General features: G+C 71.9%; 21 protein-coding genes. 14 read left to right on the top strand and 7 right to left on the bottom strand.

Annotated features, from left to right (window positions below; all coding sequences use genetic code 11):
• Positions 1-94 precede the first annotated feature (94 nt).
• The 7 genes from FOF48_RS06905 to FOF48_RS06875 are packed head-to-tail and all read left to right on the top strand — an operon-like array spanning position 95 to position 7889.
• On the top strand, positions 95-1537 hold the full coding sequence (locus tag FOF48_RS06905) for a hypothetical protein (RefSeq protein ID WP_143899372.1): 1443 nt from the start codon (positions 95-97) through the stop codon (positions 1535-1537).
• Complete coding sequence (locus tag FOF48_RS06900) at positions 1537-2421, top strand: hypothetical protein (protein ID WP_143899371.1); 885 nt, start codon at positions 1537-1539, stop codon at positions 2419-2421. The genes FOF48_RS06905 and FOF48_RS06900 overlap by 1 nt, the downstream gene beginning before the upstream one ends.
• 39 nt (positions 2422-2460) lie before the next feature.
• The gene (locus FOF48_RS06895; protein WP_143899370.1) at positions 2461-3177 is read left to right on the top strand and encodes a MotA/TolQ/ExbB proton channel family protein; all 717 of its coding nucleotides are present in this window, start codon (positions 2461-2463) and stop codon (positions 3175-3177) included.
• Positions 3177-3593, top strand: a complete 417-nt coding sequence (locus tag FOF48_RS06890; RefSeq protein ID WP_143899369.1) for a biopolymer transporter ExbD — start codon at positions 3177-3179, stop codon at positions 3591-3593. Before FOF48_RS06895 ends, FOF48_RS06890 begins: the two co-directional genes overlap by 1 nt.
• 12 nt (positions 3594-3605) lie before the next feature.
• The gene (locus FOF48_RS06885; RefSeq protein ID WP_143899368.1) at positions 3606-4340 is read left to right on the top strand and encodes an energy transducer TonB; all 735 of its coding nucleotides are present in this window, start codon (positions 3606-3608) and stop codon (positions 4338-4340) included.
• Positions 4341-4359: 19 nt separating this feature from the next.
• Positions 4360-6960, top strand: coding sequence for a TonB-dependent receptor domain-containing protein (locus tag FOF48_RS06880; RefSeq protein WP_143899367.1), 2601 nt, complete (start codon positions 4360-4362; stop codon positions 6958-6960).
• A gap of 2 nt (positions 6961-6962) precedes the next feature.
• A complete protein-coding gene (locus FOF48_RS06875; protein ID WP_143899366.1) occupies positions 6963-7889 on the top strand; it encodes a hypothetical protein in 927 nt (308 codons plus the stop codon).
• Between the two features lie 189 nt (positions 7890-8078).
• Here FOF48_RS06875 and FOF48_RS06870 read toward each other — a convergent pair whose 3' ends face one another.
• From FOF48_RS06870 to FOF48_RS06860, 3 genes are all read right to left on the bottom strand, one after another.
• Positions 8079-8753 carry an abortive infection system antitoxin AbiGi family protein gene (locus FOF48_RS06870; protein ID WP_235685436.1) on the bottom strand — a complete coding sequence of 225 codons (675 nt, stop codon included), beginning with the start codon at positions 8751-8753 and terminating at the stop codon, positions 8079-8081.
• Positions 8754-8893: 140 nt separating this feature from the next.
• Positions 8894-10147, bottom strand: coding sequence for an APC family permease (locus FOF48_RS06865; protein WP_143899781.1), 1254 nt, complete (start codon positions 10145-10147; stop codon positions 8894-8896).
• Positions 10148-10230: 83 nt separating this feature from the next.
• Entirely contained in the window at positions 10231-10764 is a 534-nt protein-coding gene (locus tag FOF48_RS06860; RefSeq protein WP_143899365.1) for a hypothetical protein, read from the bottom strand.
• 127 nt (positions 10765-10891) lie between these two features.
• Between FOF48_RS06860 and FOF48_RS06855 the strand changes: the two genes are divergently transcribed.
• Positions 10892-12022 carry a hypothetical protein gene (locus FOF48_RS06855; protein WP_143899364.1) on the top strand — a complete coding sequence of 377 codons (1131 nt, stop codon included), beginning with the start codon at positions 10892-10894 and terminating at the stop codon, positions 12020-12022.
• Here the strand turns inward: FOF48_RS06855 and FOF48_RS06850 are convergent.
• A complete protein-coding gene (locus FOF48_RS06850) occupies positions 12006-13055 on the bottom strand; it encodes a GNAT family N-acetyltransferase (RefSeq protein WP_143899363.1) in 1050 nt (349 codons plus the stop codon). The genes FOF48_RS06855 and FOF48_RS06850 overlap by 17 nt on opposite strands.
• Before the next feature lie 244 nt (positions 13056-13299).
• A complete protein-coding gene (locus tag FOF48_RS06845; protein WP_143899362.1) occupies positions 13300-14301 on the bottom strand; it encodes an endonuclease/exonuclease/phosphatase family protein in 1002 nt (333 codons plus the stop codon).
• 1008 nt (positions 14302-15309) lie between these two features.
• On the opposite strand from FOF48_RS06845, the gene FOF48_RS06840 reads away from it, so the two are divergent.
• Positions 15310-16860: a DUF4153 domain-containing protein gene (locus tag FOF48_RS06840; RefSeq protein ID WP_143899361.1), complete on the top strand. Its 1551-nt coding sequence runs from the start codon at positions 15310-15312 to the stop codon at positions 16858-16860.
• 25 nt (positions 16861-16885) lie between these two features.
• Positions 16886-17770: a DMT family transporter gene (locus FOF48_RS06835; RefSeq protein WP_143899360.1), complete on the top strand. Its 885-nt coding sequence runs from the start codon at positions 16886-16888 to the stop codon at positions 17768-17770.
• Positions 17771-17800: 30 nt separating this feature from the next.
• Here FOF48_RS06835 and FOF48_RS06830 read toward each other — a convergent pair whose 3' ends face one another.
• On the bottom strand, positions 17801-18415 hold the full coding sequence (locus FOF48_RS06830) for a CAP domain-containing protein (protein ID WP_143899359.1): 615 nt from the start codon (positions 18413-18415) through the stop codon (positions 17801-17803).
• Between the two features lie 181 nt (positions 18416-18596).
• Between FOF48_RS06830 and FOF48_RS06825 the strand changes: the two genes are divergently transcribed.
• From FOF48_RS06825 to FOF48_RS06810, 4 genes are all read left to right on the top strand, one after another.
• Positions 18597-19049, top strand: a complete 453-nt coding sequence (locus tag FOF48_RS06825; protein WP_255441976.1) for a putative toxin-antitoxin system toxin component, PIN family — start codon at positions 18597-18599, stop codon at positions 19047-19049.
• A 97-nt stretch (positions 19050-19146) separates the two neighbouring features.
• On the top strand, positions 19147-20568 hold the full coding sequence (locus tag FOF48_RS06820; protein ID WP_143899358.1) for a LysM peptidoglycan-binding domain-containing protein: 1422 nt from the start codon (positions 19147-19149) through the stop codon (positions 20566-20568).
• 15 nt (positions 20569-20583) lie between these two features.
• Entirely contained in the window at positions 20584-21297 is a 714-nt protein-coding gene (deoD, locus tag FOF48_RS06815; protein ID WP_143899357.1) for a purine-nucleoside phosphorylase, read from the top strand.
• A gap of 11 nt (positions 21298-21308) precedes the next feature.
• Positions 21309-22196 carry an alpha-ketoglutarate-dependent dioxygenase AlkB gene (locus FOF48_RS06810; protein ID WP_143899356.1) on the top strand — a complete coding sequence of 296 codons (888 nt, stop codon included), beginning with the start codon at positions 21309-21311 and terminating at the stop codon, positions 22194-22196.
• A 539-nt stretch (positions 22197-22735) separates the two neighbouring features.
• Here the strand turns inward: FOF48_RS06810 and FOF48_RS06805 are convergent.
• Complete coding sequence (locus tag FOF48_RS06805) at positions 22736-25075, bottom strand: RIO1 family regulatory kinase/ATPase (RefSeq protein ID WP_143899355.1); 2340 nt, start codon at positions 25073-25075, stop codon at positions 22736-22738.
• Positions 25076-25372 lie beyond the last annotated feature (297 nt).

The following is a 25372-nucleotide window of genomic DNA, read 5'->3' as shown; positions in this document are numbered from 1 at the left end:
CTCTCCTCGTATGTCCCGCTCCCTGAACCCCCAGTTCTCTCGCCGCGCACACGCCCGCCTTCGCGGGGGCGCGTGGCCGCTGGTCACGGCCGCCGTGATGGCCACCGCCAGCACCGCGTGGGCCCAGACGCCGCCCGAGGCCCCCGGGGGCAGCGGCGTCCTCTCACCCGCGGGAACCCAGGAGTCCCCGTCCATCGCCGCTCCGCCGGCCGGTGGAGTGGGGAAGAGCGCGGCGGACGTGCGCCTCGAATCCCTCGAGCAGTCGCTCGCCGCCGAGAAGTCCAGCCGGGACGCGGAGGTGGCCGCCCTCAAGCTGGAGCTGGAGCGCCTGCGCCCCCCCGCGCCGCCCATCCTTCCTGAGGCGAAGGCGAGCCCGGTGGACTTCCGGCTCTCCGGCTTCCTCCAGTCCGACGGCGTGCTGATGCGCCAGTCCTCGGAGGACGAGCTGAACCCCGCCACGGGCGAGCCGCTCAACCAGACACGCTTCCTCATCCGCCGCGCCCGCGTGCGCGCCGAGCTCACCGCGCCGTGGATCTCCGGCGCGCTCGAGCTGGATGGCAACACCGTCAAGGGCCCCGCCGCCCGCCTCCAGGCGGCCGAGGTCAGCCTGCGCTACCAGCCGGACGCGGACGCCCCGCCGCTGGCCATGGCCACCGTGGGCCTCTTCAAGATCCCCTGGGGCCACGAAGTGCTGGAGAGCGACCGCGTGCGCCCCTTCCTGGAGCGCAGCAACGCCGCCTCGGCCCTCTTCCCCGGCGAGTATGACCTGGGCGCGCAGCTGTCCGGCGGCTGGCGCTTCCTGCGCTACGCGGTGGGCGTGATGAATGGCCACCCCCTGGGCGAAAAGTCCTTCCCGGGACGCGCCCCGCTGGCCCTCAAGGACGTGGTGGGCCGCCTGGGCGTGGACACCCAGCTGGAGCGCGTCGGGGTGCGGGCCGGCGTCTCGTACCTCGTCGGCCACGGCTTCACCCGGGGCGTCGCCGCCACGAAGGACCAGGTGACCTGGCGCGACATCAACGAGGACGGCCAGGTGCAGCTGCCGGAGATCCAGATCATCCCCGGCTACCCGGCGCAGGCCTCGCAGTCCTTCTCGCGCGACGCGATGGGCGCGGACCTCACAGTGACGGTGCCCGTCACGGAGCGGGTGACGCTGCAGGCCCTGGGCGAGCTGTACTGGGCCTCCAACCTCGACCGGGGCTTCCAGGTGGCGAACCCGGTGGGTGCCGGCCGCGCGCTGCGCGAGCAGGGCTATCTGGTGGGCCTCACCGCGCAGGTGGGCCCCCACCTCTTCGCCGGCGTGCGCTACGACTTCTATGACCCGGACCGCGACGCCAGCGAGGTGCGCAACGGCACGCAGGTGGTGCGCACCAACGCGCTGTCCACCACCGCGGTGGTGCTGGGCGCGCGGCTGGCTCCCTACGGCCGGGTGATGGTGGAGTACGACCACAACACCAACGCGCTGGCACGCACCACGAGCGGGGCCCCCACCACCCTGCCGGATGACGCGCTCACCGTGCGCGGCGAGGTGGTCTTCTGATGCGGCTCGCGACGACGATGGTGCTGGCGCTCCTGGCGCTGGCCGGCTGTGGAGAGACGAGTGATTCGGGGCTGGACGCCCTGATGCAGGTGGCCGGAGCACGGCACTACCCCCAGGAGCTGCAGGCCCCCGAGGGCGGCCCCGACCTGGTGGACGTCACCACGTCCAACACCCTGGTGCGCGCTGGCGTCCAGGCCAAGTCCTTCAGCGGGCTGGCCGTCAAGGGCGCGGAGGCGGTGGCGCTCAGCTTCTCCGGCGAGCAGGGCCACTGGCGCATCCCCACCGGCAACGTGGACACCCTCAACCAGGACCTGGTGACGTTCAGCGCGCAGCTCGCCTTCTCGCCGCGCGTGGAGGCCGGGCGCTACGAGGTGGTGGCGCGCGCGCTGGACGGACAAGGCCGCGCCGGCCCGCCGCGCGCGCTGGGCGTGGACGTGATGGCCAGCGCCGCCCCCGCGGGCAGCCTCGTCATCAGCCTCTCCTGGGACACGCAGGCGGACCTCGACCTGCACGTCACCATCCCGGACGGGGTGGAGATCTGGGCGCGTAACATCAACTCGTACACGCCGCCCACCGTGGGCGTCATCGACCCCTCGCAGGTGGAGGCCGGGGGCGTGCTCCTGTACGACTCCAACGCGCAGTGCGTGCTGGACGGGCGCCGCCAGGAGGACGTGGTGTGGAGGCAGCCGCCCCCTTCCGGCCACTACGTGGTGCGCGTGGACGCCTTTAGCCTGTGCGCGGAGGCCGGCGCCAACTGGAAGGCGGAGGTGCGCCTTGACGGTGAGGTCCTCGGCCGCGCCGCGGGCAGCATGGTGGAGTCCGACACGCGCGGCGCCCACGAGAAGGGCGCCGGCTTGCTGGCCCTTGAGTTCGACATTCCCTGAGCCGTTCCGGGTTTCGCTTTCGCGCTTCGCGAGGAGTTGATGATGTTGGAGAAGATGCATGGTGCGGTGCAGATGGGCAGCACCGCGGTGCTGTGGCTGTTGATTGCCCTGTCGGTGATGTCGGTGGGCGTGGTGGTGGACCGCATCGTGTATTTCCACAAGCGCCGGGTGGACCCGCGCAAGCTGGGCCGCGCGCTGGTGGAGCGGCTGCGCGCCGGGGACGTGGCGGGCGCGCGCGCGGTGCTCGCCCACCACAAGAGCATCGAGGCGCAGGTGCTGACCGAGGCGCTGGAGTGGTACGCCGACGGCGCGGACGCGGTGGCGGAAATCCTCGGCAGTGGCCTGAAGGACCGGCGGCCGCAGTTCGAGTCCGGACTGCTCTTCCTGGGCACGCTGGCCAACAACTCGCCCTTCATCGGCCTGTTCGGCACGGTGCTCGGCATCATCACCGCCTTCAAGGAACTGGGCAGCGCGCAGGCCGGTGGTGGAGGCATGGGCAACGTCATGGGCGGCATCGCCGAGGCGCTCATCGCCACGGCGGTGGGCATCCTCGTGGCGCTGCCGGCGGTGGTGGCCTTCAACTACTTCCAGAAGAAGTGCAACGAGGTGGAGGACAACGTGGCGACGCTCGGCGGCCAGCTGCTGGCCCACCTGCGCAGCGCGCACCCGGCGCGCACCACGACCGAGGCGCCCTCCAACGGGGCGGCTGCGCTGGCCGCCAGGTCCCCCGTCCGTGAGCGCGAGGTGCAGACGTAATGGCTGGCACGCTCGGAGGAGGCGGGGGCCGCCGCGGCGGCACGATCTCCAACATCAACGTCACGCCCCTGGTCGACGTGGTGCTGGTGCTGCTCATCATCCTGATGGTGTCCTCGACGTACATCGTGGCGCAGACGCTCAAGGTGCAGCTGCCGCGCGCCTCCAGCTCGGACGGCATGGCGGAGAAGCCCACCACGGTGGTGGTCCAGAAGGACGGCAAGCTGCTGATGGACGAGCAGCCGGCGGAGGAGTCCCTCGTGCGCGAGCGCCTGACGGCCGCGGTGAAGGCAAACCCGGACATGAACCTGGTGGTGAGCGCGGACAAGGACACGCCGCATGGCGCGGTGGTGCACATCATCGACCTGGCGAAGGTGACCGGCATCACCCACTTCGCCATCAACGTGCAGGCCGACTGAGAAGACGACGCCATGCGCGGTAAGCCCCTTTTCATCTCCCTGGCGCTCCATGCGCTGGCGGTGGCGCTCATCTTCTGGTTGTCACGCACCCCTACGCAGCACCGCGCCATCGCCGTCGCGGTGGTGGAGGGGGCCAAGAAGAAGCCGGAGCCCAAGCCCGAGGAACCTCCGAAGCCCCCACCGCCGCCGGCGCCCCGCCCGCGCCGTCCGGAGCCGGCGCCCGAGGTGGCCGCCGCGGCCCCGCCGCCTCCCGCGTCCGCCCCCACGCCGGCCCCTCGGCCCGCGGCCCTCTCCACCGGCCTGACGCTGGGCAACGACGGTGGCGGCCAGGGCGGCGGCATCGCCGTGGGCGGGCTGACGCGTGGCCCGACGACTCGCGGCGACGAGCCCGCTCCCTCGAAGCAGCCCATCGCGCGCCGCGAGCCGGTGAAGCCCCCGCCGCCACCGGACGAGGACCCCTGCACGGAGGCGCCCACCAAGCCGGTGCCGCTCGTGCGCACGCCGGACATTGAGTACACCGCCCAGGCGCGCGCCGACGGCGTGGAGGGCCGCTTGGTGCTCTCCGTCATCATCTCCGCGGACGGCAGCGTCGCGAGGGTGGACGTGGTGAGCACCGTGGAGGCGGCCCTGGACGCCGCCGCGGTGGCCGCGGTGAAGCTGTGGCGCTTCAAGCCCTCCACCGCCTGCGGAAAACCCGTGACCGGCGGCGTCTTCACGCTCGCCCGGCGCTTCGAACTCGGAGACTAACGTGGTGCGCGAAGGGCGAATGTTGGTGGCGGCAGTGCTGGCGCTGGTGTGCGCGCTGGGGAGCGCGCGCGCCCAGGAGCAGCAGCAGGGGCAGCTCACGAAGGCCCCCAAGCTGACCACCTTCGTGGAGGCCGAGTACCCGGCGGACAAGCGCGAGAGCGGCGTCACCGCCTCCGTGCTGCTGGGCATCGAGATTGCCGCCGACGGCACCGTGGAGGATGTGAAGGTGGTGGAGAGCGGCGGGGCGGACTTCGCCGCCGCCGCGGTGGCCGCCGCCCGCAGGTTCGTCTTCGAGCCGGCCGAGGTGGACGGCGTGCCGGCGCCGGTGCGCATTGAATACCGCTACACCTTCAAGATCGACGAGGTGAAGGTGAAGCTGGGGCCGCAGGTGAACTTCGAGGGCGTCGTCCTCGAGCGCTTCACCAAGAAGCCCCTGGCGGGCGTCACCGTGACGGTCGTGGACACGGGCGCCACCCTCGTCACGGACGAGCAGGGCACGTTCTCCTTCATCGACGTGCCGGTGGGCACGCACCAGGTGCAGCTCTCCAGCGCCACGCTCATCACCGTCTCCACGCAGGAGGACATCGCCGAGTCGAAGAAGAAGACGGTGCGCTACCTGGCCGAGGAGAAGCAGGAGGGCGTGGACGAGGAGGTGGTGGTGCGCGCGCCGCGCATCCGCAAGGAGTCCACCGAGGTGAGCATCCGCACCGAGGAGGCCCGGCGCGTGCCCGGCACGCAGGGCGACACCCTCAAGGTGGTGCAGAACCTGCCGGGCGTGGCGCGCTCGTCCTTCGGCAGCGGGCAGCTCGTCGTGTGGGGCAGCGCCCCGCGCGACACCCGCGTCAACGTGGACGGAGTGGAGATTCCGGCCCTCTACCACGTGGGCGGCCTGCGCTCGACGATCAACTCCGGGCTGGTGAAGGGCATCGACCTGACGCCCGGCGCCTACGGCGGGGACTACGGGCGCGGCCTGGGCGGCCTCGTGCGGGTGGAGACGCGCGCGCCCCAGGCGGACGGCGTGCACGGCGTGGTGTCCGCGGACGTGATGGACGCCTCCGCGCAGCTCTCCGCGGCGGTCACCCCCACGCTGCGCGTGGCCGGCGCCGTGCGCTACAGCTACCTGGACCGCGTCCTCACCGGCGTGGTCTCCCAGGACGTGGGCGATTTCTTCCCCATCCCCCGCTACAACGACTACCAGCTCCAGGGGCAGCTGGACCTGCGCAAGGACGAGTCGCTGAGCGCGCTGGTGCTCGGCTCGAACGACTACCTCAAGCGCACGGTGGCCTCCAGCGACCCGGCGCAGGTGCGCTCGGAGACGACGGACAGCTCCTTCTCCCGCGTGATCCTGCGCTACAGCCGCATCCTGGAGGACGGCTCCAGCTTCGTGGTGACGCCGTCGGTGGGCATGGACTCCAGCCATCAGCTCGCCACCTTCGGGCCCACGCCGGCGCTGCTGGACATGAGCGGCGTGCGCTGGGGCGTGCGCGGCAGCTACCGGCGCAAGGTGGATCGCGGGGTGACGCTCGCGCTCGGCCTGGACCTGCAGGGCGCGCCCACCCATGTGCGGCGCCAGGGCTCGCTCAACCTGCCCGCGCGCGAGGGCGACATCTTCGTCTTCGGTCAGCGCCCCAGTGACGAGAGCAACGCGGACACCTGGGACGTCAACCAGGTGACGGTGTCTCCGTACGCCACCGCGGAGCTGCGGCTGGGCGCGCTCACCCTCAACCCCGGCCTGCGCCTGTCTGGCTTCCTGCTGGAGGCCAGCCGGCTGACGCCGAGCGTGGGCGGAACGCTGCCCATTGGCCGCTCCACCCTCACCCCCGTCATCGAGCCGCGCCTGTCCGCCAGCTACAAGCTGCGCAAGGACCTCACCCTCAACGCCGCCGCGGGCGTGTACTACCAGGCCCCCGCGCCCGAGGAGATGAGCGCCGTCTTCGGCAATCCCACGCTGCTGCCCCAGCGCGCCGTGCACGCCACCGCCGGTGCCTCGTGGCGCATCACCGGCACCCTCACCGCGGACGCGGTGGGCTTCTACAAGACGCTCGACAACCTGGTGGCCCGCAGCCCCTACGCCACGCCGCAGCTCGCGCGCGCCCTCACCCAGGACGGCACCGGACGCAGCTACGGCGCGCAGTTCCTCGTGCGCCAGGAGCTGTGGCAGAACTTCTTCGGCTGGGTGACCTACAGCCTCAGCCGCAGCGAGCGGCGGGACTCGCCGGACGCGGCCATGCGCCTGTTCGACTACGACCAGACGCACGTGCTGGGCGTGGTCGGCAGCTACCAGCTGGGGCCGTGGACGCTGGGAGCCCGCGTCCGCTTCGCCACCGGCGCGCCCCGCACGCCCGTGGCGAGCGCCTTCTACGACGTCCGCGACGACGTGTACCAGCCGCTGTTCGGCTCGCAGAACTCCGTGCGCATTCCGTCCTTCTACCAGGTGGACCTGCGCGCCGAGCGCGACTTCCAACTCGGGGGCGGCACGCTCAATGTCTACCTGGACATGCAGAACGTGACGAACCGGCAGAACCCCGAAGAAATCACCTACAACTTCGACTACCGCGAGCGGAAGTACATCGTCGGACTGCCCGTGCTCGCGGTCGCCGGCCTGCGATACCAGTTCTGACGATGAAAGCTCTCCAGACCCTCCTCGCCGTGGCCGTGCTCGCCGTGGGCTGCCGCCCGGACTTCGGCACCCGCTCCTCGCGCATCACCGAGCCCCGCATTCTCGCCGTGAAGGCCACGCCCGCGGAGGCACGCCCCGGAGAAGTCGTGGCGTACCGCGCGCTGGTGGCGATGGCGGACGGCGCGCCCGCGCTGAGCTGGTCCACCTGCGCCACCTCCAAGCCCGCCACGGAGAACAACGTGGTGGGCGCCAGCTGCCTGGGCAAGGACGTGCGCGCCTTCGGCGGTCGCGGCCCGGAGACGTCGGGAGAGGTGCCCGCGGATGCATGCACGCTGTTCGGTCCGGACACACCGGCGCCCCGCCCGGGCGAGCCGCCCTTCCGCCCGCATGATGCGGACGTCACCGGCGGCTACTACCTGCCGGTGCGCGTGGACCTGCCGGGGTCGGACCCGGCGGTGGCGCTCGAGCGCATCCGCTGCAACCTGGTGGGCGCCAGCCCCGAGGTGGCCCGCGACTTCCGCGAGCGCTATGTGCCCAACCTCGCCCCGCACCTGCTGGAGGTGACCGCGCAGGTGGACGGCGCCCCGGTGGCGCTCGACGCGCTGCCCGCCGGAGCCACCGTGACCTGGCGCGCCCGCTGGAGCGGCCCGGAGGACGTGGAGCCCTCGGCGGAGACGTACGTGGTGTTCGACGTGGTCTCCCAGTCACTCGTCGAGCGGCGTGAGAGCCTGCGCGTCTCCTGGTACTCCACCACGGGCGACTTCGAGGCGGACCGCACCGGCCGGGGCGAGGACGAGACCGAGTCCTTCAGCGAGAACACCTGGACGGCGCCGACCACGCCCGGGCCCGCGCAGCTGTGGGTGGTGTTGCGCGACGCGCGCGGCGGCGTGGACTTCCTCGCGCTGAACGGGGCCGTCGTCGCTCGCTGATGGCAGGAGGGCCGCCTTCGGGAGTCGTCCCCGAGGTGGCTCAGCCGCCTGGAGGCACGTGCTTCTCCCGGAGGGAGCTTCGGGAGAAGGCGTGTGCGCACCGCGCAAGGCGGGCCCTCGAGCGCTTCCGATGCGGCTTCGGCTTGATGGGGGCGGTGACCCCTCACGAAGGACCGCACGCTGTCTGCGTCAGCCCGGGGCGCTCTTGCGCTCCGGTGCCTCCGCCTGCTCCTTCAGCGCCTCCAGGATCTGCTCCGCCTTCCAGCCGGGATCCAACACGGGGCAGAAGTAGCCCGGGCCCGCGCGCTCGCGCACCGCCCAGGCGAAGAAGTCGCGCGCCACGCCGTGGACCTCCTCCGGGAGGAAGAGCGCCGCGACGTCGTACTCCGTGAAGCGCAGGAGCCCCGGGACCCGCCACTCGCGCTCCCAGTCGAAGCGGTAGCTGTAGGGCGCGTTGTGCGCATCCCCCTGGATGTCCACGAAGGGCGTCACCGCCCACACCGGCTCCTTGTGCGGCTCGCTCGCCGACAAGGCTTGATCCAACTGGTGCCGCATCGCCAGGTGCGCCGGGGAGCCATATTGGACGTACCAGACCGGTCCTCCGCCCTGCGACAGGATGAAGCTCTTGCGGAAGGCGATGCCGTACAGGCTCCGCCGCTGGACCAGCCGCGCGAGCTGATCGAGCGGAATCTCGCTGAAGCACACCGAGCGGTGCCGGTCCGCCACCGCCGTCTCCCGCCGCGCGATGCCAAAGCCCTCCGCGCCGGGGATGAGCGTGCGCGCTCCCAGGATGCTCATCATGTTCTGGTACGCGTCGTGGTACGGCGGCCCTGGCTTCGTGAAGTGCACCACGAAGTCGGACATGTCCCGCCACTGCGCATTCGCCTGATACCCGAGCATCGCCTCGAAACCCCCGCGCGAGTCTCCCGGTCCCATCCCCCCATCGCAACACAACGTGCGGGTGCGCCCCCGCGCCTGCCCCCTCCACGGCCGGGCGGAAGCGCTCAGGGCAGGCGGGCGGGCACGGGGAGCCTCGGCCGCGAGAGCCGCATCAGCGCGAGCCCCGCGAGCACCGCCACCGAAGCCACCCCCGCCTCGCGAGCGCTCGCGCCGAACGCCACCAGCGTCAGGCCCAGCCCCAGCGTGGGCACCGCGAGCAGCGCGTGCACCGGCCGCAGGTCGCGCTCCCGGCGCAGCGACAGCACCGCGAGCGCCGCGGCGGTGACACCGAACTGCATCAGCACCGCGATGGCGGAGAGCGCGAAGAGCTCCGACAGGTCGCCCAGGTTCACGAACCCCAGCACCAGCGCCCACGTCACGGCGAGCGCTCGCATGGGCACCCCCGACTCCGACATGCGCTCCAGCCCGAACAGCGAGCGCTCCCCGGAGGCCAGCGCGGACAGGTAGCGCGGCGTCGTCACCATCATCCCCACGCAGATGCCCAGCGCGGATACGCTGGTGCCCACGCCCACCAGCCGCGCCAGTCCCGCGCCGCCCCACACCTCCGCCGCCTGGGCCAGCGGCGCCGTCGCCCGCGCCAGGTCCGGCAGCGCCGCGACGCACGCCCACACGAGCCCCATGTACAGCAGCACCGCCACCAGCAGCGAGCCCACCGTCGCCATGGGCACCGTGCGCTCCGACGCGCGCACCTGCCCGGCGATGACCGGCACGATTTCAAAGCCCTGGTAGGCGAACATCACCGTCAGCCCCGCCTTCAGCCAGGACGCTCCCGTCACGGGCGCCGGGGGCGGCACCTGTCCGGCCGGCAGGAAGAAGAACGCGGCCAGCAGCGCGCCCAGCGGCACCAGCTTGAGCACCGTGAGCCCCGTCCAGGTCTTCGCCGACACGCGGATGCCGGAGGCCACCAGCGCCGCCAGCCCTGTCACCAGCGCGGAGGCCAGCAGCCGCTCGCCCAGCGGGCCTCCCAGCCCCACCGACGGCGCCACGGCCCGCGCCAGTCCCGCCATCACCGCGGACGTGCTCAGGAAGGCGCTGACGTAGGCCACCCAGCCGACCAGGAAGGACGCGCGCTCGCCAAACGCCGCGCGCGCGAAGACGACGGGCCCGCCATCCGAGTCGAACCGCCGGCCGAGCACCGCGAACGCGAGCGCCACCGGCACCAGCGCCAGCCCCGTGAGCGCGAAGGCCCACACCGCGCCCAGGCCCGGGGCCTGCGCCGCGACCTCCGCGGGCGCGAAGAAGATGCCGACGCCCACGATGCCGTTGACGCCCAGGGCCAGCAGTTGGAAGGGCCCGATGGTTCGCTCGGGCGCCGCGCCGGAAGGAAGAGGGGACACGGCGCGGACTTCACTACACCCGCGCCCTGGGCACCATCCCACGCTCAAGGATGGGAGAGCACCACGCTGAGCGCGGCCATCCGCCCGGCCGCGGACTCGTGCTCCAGCGCCTTCGGGATGACGACGTGCACGTTGTTCTCACGCTGGTCGCCGCAGGCCCGCGTCCCGATGTAGTGCTTGCGGTCGCGCTCGATGATGAGGTTGTAGCCGCACGGCCCCACCGTCCCCGCGATCTCATCCGGGCTGACCGTCAGCGACGAGGGCTTGCCCGCGAAGGTGCCCGCCACCTCCACCACCTCGTCCCGTTGTCGCACGGAGAGGTCCACCGGCTTCTGGTCCACGCTGCCCTGGATGCGCCGGTCCGACAGCTTCAGGTCCACGGGTTGCTGGAAGGCCTGTCCTTGCAGGGCGCTGTCCGTCATCCGGAGTCGCAGGTCCGGGCCCTGGAGGCCCTGCGCGTTGACGCTCGCGCGCACGGTCGTCCGGGGCGACAGCAGCTCCACGGTGTCGGTGCTCCTGGCGATGGCGGAGCCGCCCGCGAGCAGGGCGGCGACGGTGAGGATGCGGGCGGTTCTCATGCTCCAAAGCTGGGGCGTCGGGCCACGCGCCACCAGGGCCGCACCCTGGCTGCTTGGGGGGCGGTGCCCGGGCGGAGCGGTTCCTCCTCCCGCTCCAGCGAGGCGGCGCCGTGATATCCGTGCAGGCGTGTCCCGCGCGCGCCTGCTGGCCGTCCTCGTCGCCTTGGTCGCCGTCCTGGTCGCTGTCTGGCAACGCGCCCGGGCGGTCGAACGGCTGTCGCAGGACTTCGACGAGGCGACCTACCTGCCCATCGCCTACACCTATGCCCGCCTGGTGGAGCAGGGCCGCTGGGGCGACGTGGGCAAGGTGCGGGAGAACTTCGAACATCCGCCGCTGGTGAAGCTGCTCTTCGCGGAGGCGGTGCGGGTGTCAGGCGCGCCCGAGCCGGACTGGGCGAACGTGCCCATGGGGCAACCCCTGCCTGACGCCGCGCGCCCCGCGTTCCGGGTGACCCGAGGCCTGTCCGCGGTGGCCGGAGTGCTCCAGGTGGGGCTGGTGGCGCTGGTGGATCCGTTGGGAGCGCTCCTGCTCGCGTGGGACCCGTACCACACGAAGTACACGGCCCAGGCCTATCTGGAGGCGGTGCCCGGGCTCTTCGCGGTGCTCGCGCTGCTCGCCTTCGAGCGCGCCCGGCGGAGCGGCTTCGCGCCGGGCTGGACCGCGGTGTCCGGCGCGTTGCTCGGTCTGGCGGCGGCGGGGAAGTACCCCTATGGGCTGGTGGGCGGGCTCACGTTCCTGCCGTTCCTGGTGACGGGCGCGAGGACGCGGTGGCGCGCGTGGGCCGCCATCGTCGTGCCGACGGCGGCGGTGTTCGTGCTCGTGAACCCCGCGCTGTGGTCCTCGCCGTTCGCGTCCCTGTGGGAGTCCATCTCGTTCCACTGGGACTACTCACATGGCGAGCATGTGCGCCGCAGCGCGCTGCCCTGGTATCAGCCGCTGGCGTTCCTCGTGAGCCCGTGGCTGTCGCGCTCGCAGGAGGGCATCTACCTCACGGACTTCAACGCATGGGCGCTGCTGGCGCTGGCGTGCGTGGGCCTGCCGAGGACATGGCGCGAGCGGCCCGTGTGGGCCGTGGGCGCCGTCGTCGGGCTGGTGTTCCTGCTGCTGTGGAACACCAAGTGGCCGCAGTACCTGCTGCTCGTCTTGCCGGCGCTGTGCGTCTGCTCTGGCGGGGGCGTGCGGACCGTGGTGGGGTGGGGTGTCTGGCTGTGGCGGAGGGTCCAGCGCTCGCGCGGGCGCGTCAGTGCAGGTGCGTGAAGACACGCGGGGCTGCGGGGAGCTCCATGTCGCTGGTGGGCAGCAGGCACGTCACCTTCGCGCGGCGGGGGAGCGGCACCCAGCCCGCGCGCAACAGCAGGGAGGTGGGCAGGCCGGGGCCCCGCAGCATCCCGGCGCAGGCCACGCCCCGTTGCTCCATGTCCTGCATCGCCACCTGGAGGAGCCGCTGCCGGTCGGTGGCGGACACGGAGTCCTCGAAGGCCACCAGGTCCACGACCTCCGTGGTGATCTCCCCGGTGCCGGTCATCAGGACGCTGTGGGAGCTCACCAGCCCCCGCACGACGCCGTCCTGCTCCAGCACGAAGGTCCGGGGCACGTCTCGATATTGGAGTTGGTGCGCCAGCTGTCCGGCCGTGTACGCGCAGCCCAGCGTCACGGGCCGAAGCATCTGCTGGACCAGCGTCATGCAGCGGTCCAGGTCGGTGGGGCGATAGCGCCGGATGTCCCGGGGGTCCGCCTCGCGGAAGCGGTGGCGCAAGAAGGGCCGTGCCAGTGAGAACAGCTTCCGCTCATGAGGCGTGAACGACCAGCGGGCCATGGCCTGGGCATCAAAGGCATACATCCAGAGTCCGAGCCCCCGGAACAGGCGCGTGTTCCAGGTCCGCTGCCAGAAGCCGCGCGGCCGGAGCTCACCCGTCGTGCATCCCAGCGCGATTCGCGCGGCCCGGTCCTGGTGGCGCCGCAACAGCTCCTGCGCCAGCCGGCCACCGATGCCCTGTCCGCGGTGTGAGTGCGCGACGGTGGCCCGGAGTCCATGGCTTCCGTCCACTTCCACGCGCCCCAGGCGGATGCGCGCGGGCTCCGCGAAGAGGGTGCCCACCAGCGTCCGGCCCTCGTAGGCGGCCAGCAGGTAGTCGCGCGGCGCCTGTCCGCCCCGGAACAGCCGCCAGTCGCAGAAGCGGGTGTCCCAGACCGGGAGCGGCGTCGTCCTGCCATAGGTGGATTGCCAGACGCGGTTGAGGAACCAGGAGGCCTCGGGGGCGTCGCCATCGAACGTGCGCACCTCAATCATGGCCTGCCTCCGGGGACAGGATGCCGGAGGGACTGGAGGTGGCGTGTCGCCCACCCGCCTCGCCATGAGATTGCATTCATGGCGTGGAAGGTAGGGAGGGCGGCCGTGCGGGGAAGCGGTCGCCAGGGATGCTCATTCCCTGGCTGTCATTGATACATCAAACCCGCGCGTGCCTCGTGCGGTGGTCCACAGGCACCGCGCGGGAAGGGCGGGGGAGTGTGCGGGGCCCGGCGTCCTGGATGCGTCAGGGGCGCGAGGCGAACCCGAAGTCCGCGTACACGGCGCCGTGGTCGGAGCCGCCGTAGCTGTTGCCATCGCGGGCGACGCGGAAGGAGCCCGGCACGTAGGTGCCACCGCCGCGCGCGAGGAAGAGGTGGTCGATGGCCTGCCGCTGGCCGGAATAGACATACGTCCACGTCTCGCTGTCCGGGCGGTCGCTGGCGACGCGCAGCAGGGCGCCGTCCTTCTCCAGGGCGTTGATCGCGTCCGAGCCCGGGGTGTCGTTGAGGTCGCCTCCGAACACCACCAGCGCGGAGGGGAACTCCTTCGCCACGGCGGTGACGGTGTCCCGGGAGACGGTGGCTTCGGCGAAGCGGCGGCCGGGATCGTCGTCCACCTTGGAGCGGAAGTGCGCCGCGAAGACGATGGCCCGTTCGCCGTTCACGTCCACGTGCACTTCGAGCAGTTCGCGCGAGAAGCGCGTCGAGGAGCCGTCCGGCCGGACGAGGTAGTCGCGGTGGTGGCGGACTTCGATGATGGGGTATCGGGAGAGGACCGCGACGTCCACCGACGCCGGGGCTCCGGTCTCGCCCAGCTCGGAGTAGTCGAAGCCGGGCGTGTGGGCCTGGAGTGCGTCCAACGACCTCTGCGTTTCGACCTCCTCCAGCATCACCACGTCCGCGTTGAGCGCCGTGATGGCCCGGCCGAGCCGGTCCACCTTCTGCGCGAGCTCCGCCTCCGTGGGCAGCTCCTCATAGGCCGAGCCGCCACAGGAGCCCGAATCACAGACGGTGTCGAAGAGGCGGTGCACGTTGAAGGCCGCGATGCGAACGCGGGGGCCGGATGGATCCGGAGGCGTTCCGCTGTCGGCCTCGGTGCAGGCGCTGGTGAGACACGCGCCGGCGTCGGGGACCGACAGCGGTTGCGTAGGACGGCCGCCGCAGCCCGCGAACGCGAGCAGCAGACCCCAGAGGGCGGGGTTCGAGCGGAGACGGAGGGGGAAGGGGAGTCGCGACGAGGGTGACATCGGGGCGGCAACCTATCACCGCGTTTCATCGCGGACCGCGCGGACAATCTCGAAGTGTTTGACGACGCAGCGCGACTCGCTCGCTGCGTCGTACTTGGGGGCCGCGAAGCGTCCGGCCCGCGAAGTGGCGCGGGAAACCGAGTCGTCGCGGCTCGTCGTGAGGTGGATGCAGTGGAAGGCCGGTGGAGTCAGGGGTCGCTCACGCGGAGTGCGCGGGCCGGGCCTCGCGATGCTCGCTCCGCGTGGGTTGGCGGAATGCCACACACGGCTCACGTGAAGAGGAACGGTGTGTCCACGGGTCGCTTGCCTGGGCTGGGGCTTGGGCCACCGGAGGTTCAGGCCGCGTGGGCGAGCTGCGCGGCACCGCGAGGCGCCCCATGCTGAGCGGGTTGCTTGGGCTCCGGGAGATTCAGGCGGACTGGGCGGGCCGGGCACCACGAGACGCCTGAGCTGAGCGGGTTGCACAGGCCAGGGGAGACTCACATCGCGCGGCCAGGCCGGGCACCACGAGACGTCTGCTCTGAGTCGTTTGCTCGAGCCACGGGAGACTCACATGGCGCGGCCGGGCCGGGCACCACGAGACGCCTGAGCTGAGCGACTTGCTCGGGCCAGGGGAGACCACGTGGCGCGGCCGGGCCGGGCACCACGAGACGCCTGAGCTGAGCGATTTGCTCGGGCCAGGGGAGACCACGTGGCGCGGCCGGGCCGGGCACCACGAGACGCCTGAGCTGAATGGGAGGCTGGGGCCCAATGCCGCTCACGGGGTGGCTGGGCGGACCGCGGGCCCCGCCGCTGCTCGCGGCGTGCGACCGATGCGGTGCCTCATCCGACCGCCCAGACCAGGAAGCCCCCGCTCCCATGCCCACGCGCCCCGACCGGCCACGGGAGAGGGGGCGCCGTTCGGCGGGCTTCCGCGACCGCTCGTCCCCGAGGCCTGCCGCCGTGCCGCCGGGCGTGCGCATGCTGTCTTCATACCGGGCGCTGACGCGCTCGCGAGGTGCCGCCACCATGACCCCGTCCCTTCCGCTCTCCCCACTTCCTCCTCCGGCCACCGCGGCCGCGGCCCCGTCCCGTCCGTGGCTGCCCTGGGTGCGCGCGCCGCGCCAGATGCTGGGCGCGTCGCTGGCGCTGGGGGTGTTCGCGGAGGTCCTGCTGGACCGGGCGCGTTGGGGCCTGGGCTTCCCCGTGCTGGTCGCGGCCCTGGTCGGCGCGCTCGCGTGGCTGGGCGGGCGTGAGGGCTGGCAGCGGGCGCGGCCCAACGCGTGGCTGCTGTCGCCGCTGGGGATCGTCAGCGTCTTCGTGGCGGTGCGGGACAGCGAATGGCTCCTGTCGCTCAACCTCCTGACCGCGGGCGTGCTCTTGATGTTGCTCGCTCACTTCTGGGCCGCGGGCCGGCTGGAGCGGCTGGGGCTGACGAGCTACGTCTCCGTCGTCCTGGGCTCCGCGATCCAGACCCTGCGCTATCCTCCGGTGCTCGTGCGCGACAGCGTGGACGTGCGCGGCCTGCGCGCCCACGGCCCCCGCATCATGTCCCTGGTCCGCGGCCTCCTGCTGACGCTGCCAGTGCTGTACGTGTTCGCGCTGCTGCTCGACTCCGCGGACGACGTCTTCTCCCTGGCGATGCAGCGCCTGCTGTCCTTCAACCTGGGCCTGGACACCCTGGTGGGGCGCGGCATCGGCGTGGCGTTCAGCGCGTGCGTGGCCGCGGGGGTGCTGGGCCACGCGCTGCGCCGCCGCGCTCCGAAGGAAGCCGGTGAAGCGGAGGTGGAGCCCGCGAAGCCGCGCCTGGGCCTCATCGAAGCGCTCATGCTCATCCTCGCGGTGGACGTGCTGTTCTTCGTCTTCGCGGCCATCCAGGTGGCATACCTGTTCATCGGAGACGCGTCGGCCCCCGCGCCGGGCTACTCCTTCGCGGAGTACGCGCGCCACGGCTTCTTCGAACTGGTGGTGGTCTCCGTGCTGACCCTGGTCCTGGTGCTGGCCCTGACCCGCTGGACGCGGCGTGAATCGCCCGCCGCCCAGACCGCGTTCCGCGCGGGCACGTCGCTGATGGTGGGGCTCACACTGGTCATCCTCGCGTCGGCGATGAAGCGCCTGTCGCTGTACGAAGACGCGTTCGGCTACACGCTGCTGCGCCTGTACACGCATGTCTTCATGGTCGCGCTGGGCGCGGCGCTGGCCTGGCGTGCCGTGACGCTGTGGTGGCAGCAGGAGCGCTTCGCGGTGGGGGCCTTCACCACGGCGCTGGGCGCGGTCATCGCGCTCAACCTCCTCAACCCCGAGGCCTTCATCGTCCGCCACAACCTGGAGCGGCATGCGCGCACCGGTTCGTTGGACATCGAAATGCTTTCCCAGCTCTCAGCGGATTCGGTGCCGGGCCTGGTGCGGTCGCTCCCGGCGCTCTCGGAGTCCCAGACGGTGCTCATGTCGGGCGTGCTGGCTCGGCACCAGGACCGGCTGTCGGAGCAGGACACGCTGCCCGAGTGGAATGTCTCCCGCTTCCTGGCCCGGCGAGCGCTCCTGCGCACCGGCACCTCGAGCGCCCCCGTGAATCCTTGAGGCGTCATGGCTAGAGTCCGGCGCCATGACCGAAGCCGCCGGACGCCGGACCTCGACACTGCCGCCCATCCCCGCGGTGCTCATCGCCGTGGTGAGCGTGCAGGGCGGCGCGGCGCTCGCGAAGGGGCTCTTCCCCGTGTTGGGCGCGGCGGGCGCGGCGGGCCTGCGGCTGGTGCTCGCGTCGGTGATGCTGCTGGCGTACTTCCGTCCCGCGCTGACGCGCTACACGTGGGCGCAGTGGTCCGCCGTCCTCCCGTATGGCGTGGCGCTGGGCGTGATGAACCTCACGTACTACCAGGCCATCGCGCGCATCCCGCTGGGCCTCGCGGTGACGTTGGAGTTCGTGGGGCCCTTCGCGCTCGCGGTGGTGGGGTCACGCAAGGCCCTGGACTTCGTGTGGGTGCTCTTCGCGGCGACGGGCATCGTGCTCATCACCCCGTGGACGGCGCGGCCCGGAGCCTTGGATCCGCTGGGCGTGGTGCTGGCGCTGACGGCGGGCGCCTGCTGGGCGCTCTACATCCTGATGGGCGGGAGGCTGTCGCGCCGCGTGCCCGAGGGAGAGGGCGTGGCGGCGGGCATGGTGGTGGCGACGCTGACGGTGCTGCCGTTCATGCTGATGGACGGCCACCTGGAGCGGCTGACCCCCGGGCTCTTCGCGGCGGGGCTGGGCGTGGCGCTCCTCTCCAGCGCGCTGCCGTACACGCTGGAGATGATGGCGCTGGGCCAGCTGTCCAGCCGCACCTTCGGCATCCTGATGAGCCTGGAGCCCGGCGTGGCCACCGTGCTGGGCTGGGTGTTCCTCCGCGAGCAGCTCACGCCGCTGCAATGGCTGGCGGTCGCGTTGGTGAGCTGCGCCTCGGCCGGGGCGACGCTGACGGCGAAGCGTCCACCTCCGCCCGTGGAGGCCTGAGCCTCCGGGACGGAGTTCACGAAGGGACGGCTACGGCGTGCCGAAGTCCTGCGTCCAGTACGCGCGGTAGGTGCTGGAAGGCGCGTTGAAGTAGCCGATGCCGGTCTGCTTCAGCGCCCCGTTCATGATGTTGTTGCAGTGGCCGGTGCTGGCCATCCAGCCATCCACCACCGCCTGCGCGGTGCCGTAGCCCGCGGCGATGTTCTCCGCCGCCGTCCGGTAGCTGTAGCCCGCGGAGGCCATGCGCTGCCACGGCGAGGAGCCGTCGGAGCCCGTGTGGTCGAAGAAGTTGTTCGTGCCCATGTCCTTGGAGTGCTTGCGCGACGCGCAGCGCAGCTTCGTGTCGAGCGTGAGCGCTCCCACCGCCGGCTTCGCCACGCCTCCACAGGTGGCCCCCGCCGCGCGGCGCTGGTTGATGAGCGTGAGGACGTTGTTCTCGAGCGTCACCCACGCCGGGTCCCACGTCGTCACGTCGTCACAGTAGGCCGCGCTCGCGCTCAGCCCGTCCCCGGCGGCCTCGCTCTGGACCGGGGGCACGACGACGCCCTCGCCTCGCGGCGTGGGAACGTCCTCGCCACCACAGCCGCCCAGCAGGGAGGCGACGCCCAACAACGACAGACACAGCGTGCGGGGGAACACCGTCATGGACAGACCTTTCACCGGCGCGTGCCGGTCAGGGAGGGGATTTTGCGATGTCCATCTTTGTCCGCTAATCCAGGTCTGCGCCATGGACGCCGCGTGTATTGCGATTGACGCGCGAGCGGGTGTGGTTGTGTTGGCGGCGTTGCTGGCGGAAAGTTCCTCATCCGTGAAGACACCTTCCGCTGTGGCTGCCATTCGTTCCGTCGTGCTGGACACCAACGTGGTGCTGGATGTGTTCGTCTTTGACGACGCCTTCACCCGGCCATTGAAGGAGGCGCTGCTCACGGGGGCGCTGACGGCGTGGGTGGACCGGCACACGTTGCGGGAGCTGGAGCTGGTGCTGGCCTACCGCTCGTTCGCGCTGAGCCCGGAGGCCCAGCGGAAGGTGCGCGATGACTATGGGGCGCTCGTGCGGGTGTCGGAGGGGGAGGGGGCTCCGGTGGAGCTGCCGCCGTGCCGGGACCGGGATGATCAGAAGTTCCTCGCGCTGGCGGCGCGCGTGGGGGCCGCGTGGCTGGTGAGCAAGGACAAGCGCGTGCTGTCGATGGGCGGTGGGCGGCGGCTGCCGTTCGAGGTCCTGTCGCCGCGGCGCGCATCCCAGCTCGTGGAGGTCGAGGTCCCTCCGCCGGGCGCGTGATCCGCGCCTGAAGCAAGCAGGCAGGGGTGCGCACAGGCAGTCAAAATCGCGATGCGCGCTTGGAGCCATGGGCTTTCTCGGGTCATTCTCGCCCCCGGTGCGTTCCTCACTCTTGATCCTCCTGTTCTGCGCCGGCTGTGCCGCGCGTGTCGTCACTCCCGCCCCGGCCTCCGCTCCGGCCCCGGCTCCGACCCAGGCCGCGCCGCCAGCGCCGCCCTCGGAGGCCCCGGCCGCGCCGCCGCCCGCCGAGGTCAGCACCCCGGGCGCCGCGGCCCCGGGGGAGACCCAGGTCGTGGCCCCGGCGAGCGTGGCCGCCGCGCCGGCCTCGTCGCCGTCCCCCGCGGAGATCGCCGCCGTCATCACCGACGCCGCCGTGCGCGACACCCCCTGCCCGGCGGAGCCCGAGGAGGACGATGACGACGCGACGGTGGCCACCGACGACGAGGGCGTGAGCGAGGAGGGCGAGATGCAGGCGCCGCTCGCGCCCGCCGCTCCGGCGGGGCCGCTCTACACCGCCGACCTGTCCGACGAGGCGCTCACCGAGGCGTGGAAGAAGGACCCGGCCACGCTGGGCTCCATGTCCATTGGCTTCGTGGAGAGCGGCCGGCAGATCAACAGCCGCCGCGTGCCGGATGACAAGGATTGGCTCGTCGTGTCGCCGGAGATCGCCTACGGCACGGAGGAGACGGTCAGCTACGTGGCCGCCGCCATCCACGCGGTGCGCGCGCAATACCCGAACGTGCCCCCGCTGCGCGTCAACCGCCTGTCCACCAAGGACGGTGGCTACCTGCGCCCGCACAAGAGCCACCAGAACGGCCGCGACGTGGACCTGGGCTTCTACTACCCGACGGCGGAGCCGGTGCGCGAGCGGGAGCGGGAGCGCTACATCGACGTGGCCATGAACTGGGCGCTGGTGCGCTCGCTGGTGGTGAACACCGACGTGCAGATGATCCTCGTGGACAAGCGCGTCCAGAAGGTCCTCTACGACTACGCGCTGTCCATGGGCGAGGACAAGGCGTGGCTCGACTCCCTCTTCAACGGAGGGTTCAACTCGCTCATCAAGCACGCGCGGCGGCACCGCGACCACTTCCACGTGCGCTTCTTCAACGGCCGCGCGCAGGAGCTGGGCCGCCGGGTGGCGCCGCTGCTGGCGCTCCAGCCGGACCAGAACCTGATGATCTACAAGGTGCGCAACGGGGACACGCTGGGCGCCATCGCGATGCGCAACAACTCCAGCGTGGTGGCCATCAAGAAGGCCAACCGGATGCGCAACACGTTCCTGAGCATTGGCCGGAGGCTGGTGATTCCGCTGAAGGGCCCGTGCACGCACTGCCCCATTCCTCCGCCGGTGCAGCTGCCTCCGCGCCGCCTGCCACCCACGGTGGAAAGCCCCGCTTTGGTGAACACGGCGCCCGCGGCTTCAGGCAAGCTGCCCACCCCGTGTACTCCCGCCGCGCCGGCACCGACGCCGGTGGCGGTCCCGACGGGTGCTCCGTCCGGTCTGTCGACCGCGCGCTGAAAGGCCTCACGTTCCATGGCAACTCCGCACATCTCCGCCTCCCCCGGTGACTTCGCCGAAGTGGTCCTCATGCCGGGAGACCCCCTGCGTGCCCGCTACATCTCCGAGCGCTTCCTGGAGAACGCGCGCCCCGTCACGTCGGTGCGCAACATGCTGGGCTTCACCGGCACCTTCCGGGGCAAGCGGCTGTCGGTGATGGGGCACGGCATGGGCGTGCCCTCCATCTCCATCTACGCGACGGAGCTGGTGAAGACCTACGGCGCCAAGGTGCTCATCCGCGTGGGCAGCTGCGGCGCGCTGCGCACGGACGTGAAGCTGCGCGAGGTCATCGTGGCGCAGGGCGCGGGCACGGACTCCAACGTGAACCGCATGCGCCTGATGGGCTACGACTTCCCGGCGGTGGCGGACTTCACGCTGGTCCGCCGCGCGGTGGAGGCGGCGGAGAAGCGCGGCAAGCCGTCGCGCGTGGGCAGCGTGTTCACGTCGGACCTGTTCTACCACCCGCAGGAGGAGCTCAACGCGACGCTCGCGCGCATGGGCATCCTGGCGGTGGAGATGGAGATCGCCGGGCTCTACGGCGTGGCGGCCCAGTTCGGCGCGCGTGCGCTGGGGCTGCTCACGGTGTCGGATCACATCCTCACGGGTGAGAGCCTGTCGCCGGAGGACCGGCAGACGACGTTCGACGAGATGATCGAACTGGCGTTCGACGTCGCCGTCTCCGAGGCGTAAGGGACCCGCGCATGGCCTTGCCTCCCCGCAGGGGTCCGGGTTCCCCGCTGGCGCGCAAGGCGGCGCAGCGCACCCCGGGCCACCACTACAACGCGAGCTTCCTCGCCGCGGGAGAGCGCGCGGAGATCCTCGCGTGGCTGGGCACGCTGCACCCGCTGTGGGAGGAGCGCTATTCAAAGCACTTCCCCCCGCCGGAGGGGCAGGTCCAGCGGCGGTTGCTCCGGCCGGTGTACTGGCTGGGCAACTGGCAGTTCGCGTGCCTCGACTACTACCGGCCGCCGAAGGGTGTGAAGGACCGCTGCGTGAAGGCGGAGCCCTTCCCGGCGGTGCTGGAGCGGCAGATTCAAAAGGTAGAGGCGCTGGCGCGGCGCATGTTCCGTGGGCCGGACATGCCGCAGGGCTGGCACCTCAACACGTGCCTGGTGAACTTCTACGGCAGCCGGTTGGAGGACGGACGCTGGGTGGACACCGCGCGGGTGGGCGAGCACAAGGACTTCGAGCCGGGGCCGGTGGCGTCGCTGTCGCTGGGGGAGCGCGCGCTCATCCAGTTCGTCACGTCCACGCGGCCCGGCGAGCGCGACGCGGTGGTGCTGGAGCAGTGGCTGGATGACGGCTCGCTTCAGCTCTTTGGTGGGGCGCAGTGGAAGGAGCAGACGTTCCACCGGGTGCAGCGGGTGGACACGCGCGCCGGACACGTGATGCCGCCGGAGTTGCCGGACTTCCGGACGCGGCGCATCAACCTGACGTTCCGCTATGTGCCGGACGTGCACGTGACGCCGTTCGCGGCGCTGAGCGCGGAGGCCCGCGAGGACGTGCGGCCGTACATGGCGACGCTCGCGAAGGGCAGCCGCTTCTTCCGCGACGAGCTGGCGCGCGAGCCGGAAGTGAAGGCGGAGTAGGGGACGCGGACTCTCCTGGGGCCGCGTTGCACGGGACGGGCGGGGCTCGGGAGTGCGTGGCCGGGATTGTCGCCCGCTCCGGTCGGTGGCGGGCCGGACCGGGCTCGGGAATCCGCCCACGCCGCTCGTCGGCGGAACTGGCCGGACGCGGGAATCCACCCACGCCGCTCGTCGGCGGAACTGGCCGGACGCGGGAATCCACCCACGCCGCTCGTCGGCGGAACTGGCCGGACGCGGGAATCCACCCACGCCGCTCGTCGGCGGAACTGGCCGGACGCGGGAATCCACCCACGCCGCTCGTCGGCGGAACTGGCCGGACGCGGGAATCCACCCACGCCGCTCGTCGGCGGAACTGGCCGGACGCGGGAATCCACCCACGCCGCTCGTCGGCGGAACTGGCGTGACGCGGGAATCCGCCCGCGCCGCTCGTCGGCGGAACTGGCCGTGAGCGCGAATCCGCTTACGCCGCTCGCTGGCGAGACTGGTCGGGCGCGCGAGGGGGTGGGCGGGGTTGCCGCCCACCTCGCTCGTGGGCGGGACTAGGAGGAGCCCGTCTCGGGGCCGTGGGACGCGGGCGGACGGCCCACGTAGCTCACCTGCGGCGCGGCACCTCGCGAGGGACGTCCCCCGCCGCGCTCGGAGCCCTGGCGGGGCATCCGGGGCGTGTTGCCGCGCGCTTCACGGGGACCGGATGACGGCCCCCTGCCTCCCTGACGCGGCTCTCCGTTCTGTGCGGGCGCGGCGTCCGGGACGGTGCTCGTGTTCCGTGGGGGCCGGCCGTTCATCCGGGGCTCGCCGCCCTGCGGTGCCGCGGCGGCCCTGTCCGGGCGCGAGTCGCCTTGCTTCCTCGGGGCGCCCTCCGTCCAGGTGCCGTCATTCGACAGGGGCTGGCCATTCGTCCGCGGCTCGTTGTTCCGCGACCGGGCGCCGGGTCCATTCTGGCGGGGCTCGCCGTTCTGCGGAGGCGGGCGGCCATTCGCGCGCCACTCGGTGCGAGGGGGGCGGCCGTTCTGTCGCTGCGGAGGACCGCTCACGCCCGGCTCGGGCTGTGACGGCGGACCGTTCACGCCCTGCTCCGACCGCGAAGTGCTCATGCGCGGCGCCTGGCTGCTCACGCCCTGCTCGGACCGCGCGAGCTGACCGTTCATGCGCGGCTCGCCGTTGCGCTGCCGCTGACCGTTCACGCCCTGCTCGGACCGCGCGGGCTGACCGTCCATGCGCGGCTCGCCGTTGCGCTGCCGCTGACCGCTCACGCCCTGCTCGGGCTGACCGTCCATGCGCGGCTCGCCGTTGCGCTGCCGCTGGCCGCTCACGCCCTGCTCGGGCTGACCGTCTATGCGCGGCTCGCCGTTGCGCTGCCGCTGGCCGTTCACGCCTCGCTCGCCGTTCGGTGGCTGGGACGGGTTGTTCTGCCTCTGCTGCCCGCTCCTTCGAGGCGACTGGCCGTTCAGGCGGGGTTCACCCGTCTGCTCCAAGCCGCTCGCGCTTCGCTCACCCTGCGGCGGCTGGGACTGGCCGTTCGCGCGCGCCTCGCCGTTCTGCCGAGGGCCGCTCGCGCTCCGCTCACCCTGCGGCGGCTGGGACTGGCCGTTCGCGCGCGCCTCGCCGTTCTGCTGGCGCGGCGGGCGTCCATCGCGGCGCGGCCCCCCATCACGGGGGCCGCCCTGTTGCGGCCGGCCATTCGCGCGCGCATCACCCTGGGCCACCGGAGCGCTCGCCCCCTGCGAGGGAGCGCCGTTGCCCGCGCGCGGTCCGCCCTGCGGAGGACGCCCTGCGTTGCCGTTGGGCCGGTTGGCCCCCGCGCCCTGTGACGGACGCGCTCCCGCGTTCTGCTGCGGCCCCGCGCCACCGGGCCGGGGCGCGTTGCCGTTGCGCGGCGGCGGCTTGCCGGAGAACCCGCCACCCCGACGACGTCCATCGCGCGGGCTCGACGTGACGACGGGCCTTCCCCGCTCACCACCGCCCTGACGCAGCACCAGCGCCTCCAGCGCGCGCAGCTCCGCCTCCTCCGCGCTGAGGCCTTCCTCCACCTCCACCGCCGCCACGGGCGCCGGCTGCGGACGGAGCTCGTTGCGCCGCTCCTCCTGCCGGAACCCCTGGCGGCCCGCGCCACCCTGGCGCCTCGGAGCCTCGCGGAACGTGCCCGACGGCACGTACTCCGGCGTCAGGTCGCGCCGCACGTACGCGTTCCAGATTTCACCCGTGTCGCCCGCGCGGCTCATCAGCCGGTGCGAGAACCCCTCCAGGTACTGGCGCACGTTGTCCAGGTCGCGGCGGAAGTAGAACTCCGCCTGGCTGTTGCGCGCCGCCGCCACCGTCTGCGGGAAGTCGATGAGGGTCGGCCCCACCCCACTCATCAGGATGTTGTAGGGCGACAAGTCTCCGTGGATGAGGTCCGCGCACAACGTGCGAATCACCTGCGCGCGCAGGTCCAGGTAGAGGGCCTCGGCCTCCTCGGGCGTGCGGGGAGGGGCCTCCACCAGCCGGGGCGCGGGCTGGCCTTGTTCGTCCAGCACCAGCTCCATCAGGAGGATGCCTTCGTAGAACAGGACCGGGGTCGGGACGCGCACGCCCTGGGCATGCAGCTTGTACAGCGAGTCCGCCTCCGCGTTCTTCCACGCCTCTTCCGCGGCGGCCTGTCCGAAGCGGCTGCCCTTCTCCATGGCGCGGCGCGTGCGCGAGTTGCGCACCTCGCGTCCTTCTTTGTAGCCGGCGTTGTTGCGGAAGTTGCGCTCGTGGCGCTCCTTGTACAGCTTCGCGGCGACTACCTGGCCGGCGTGCTGGACGAGCCACACCTCTGCCTCCTTGCCTGTCTTCAGCTGGCCGATGACGGCGTCGATGATGCCGTCGGCGAGGAGGTTCTCGAGGGAGTCATTCATTCTTAGGCAAAAGGCCGGAACGGCACGGGGCGGGGAGCTTCAGTCGTAGCGCACAGCGGCGGCCCCTGCTCGCCATGATGCACGTTGGAGATGAGAACACCGGGCAGGCCCTGGTTTCCATCGCCGTCACGCTGAACGTCATCCAGAAGGCCCACGAACCGCTTGCTAGCAGCTTGGGAAGCAGGGGGCCAGGGGTGGCCACGTGCCTGTAACCTGTTCGCCGTCCCCCCATGCCCGGGGACCGGCTTGACGTCCGCCTTCCGGCGGCCCGCGCCGCGCCATCCTGGAGGAGTGTCC

It is taken from the genome of Corallococcus sp. Z5C101001 (assembly GCF_007352635.1).
Lineage (GTDB): Bacteria > Myxococcota > Myxococcia > Myxococcales > Myxococcaceae > Corallococcus > Corallococcus silvisoli.
The sequence above is the reverse complement of the archived record's forward strand: the minus strand, read 5'-3'. Positions and strand labels throughout refer to the sequence as shown.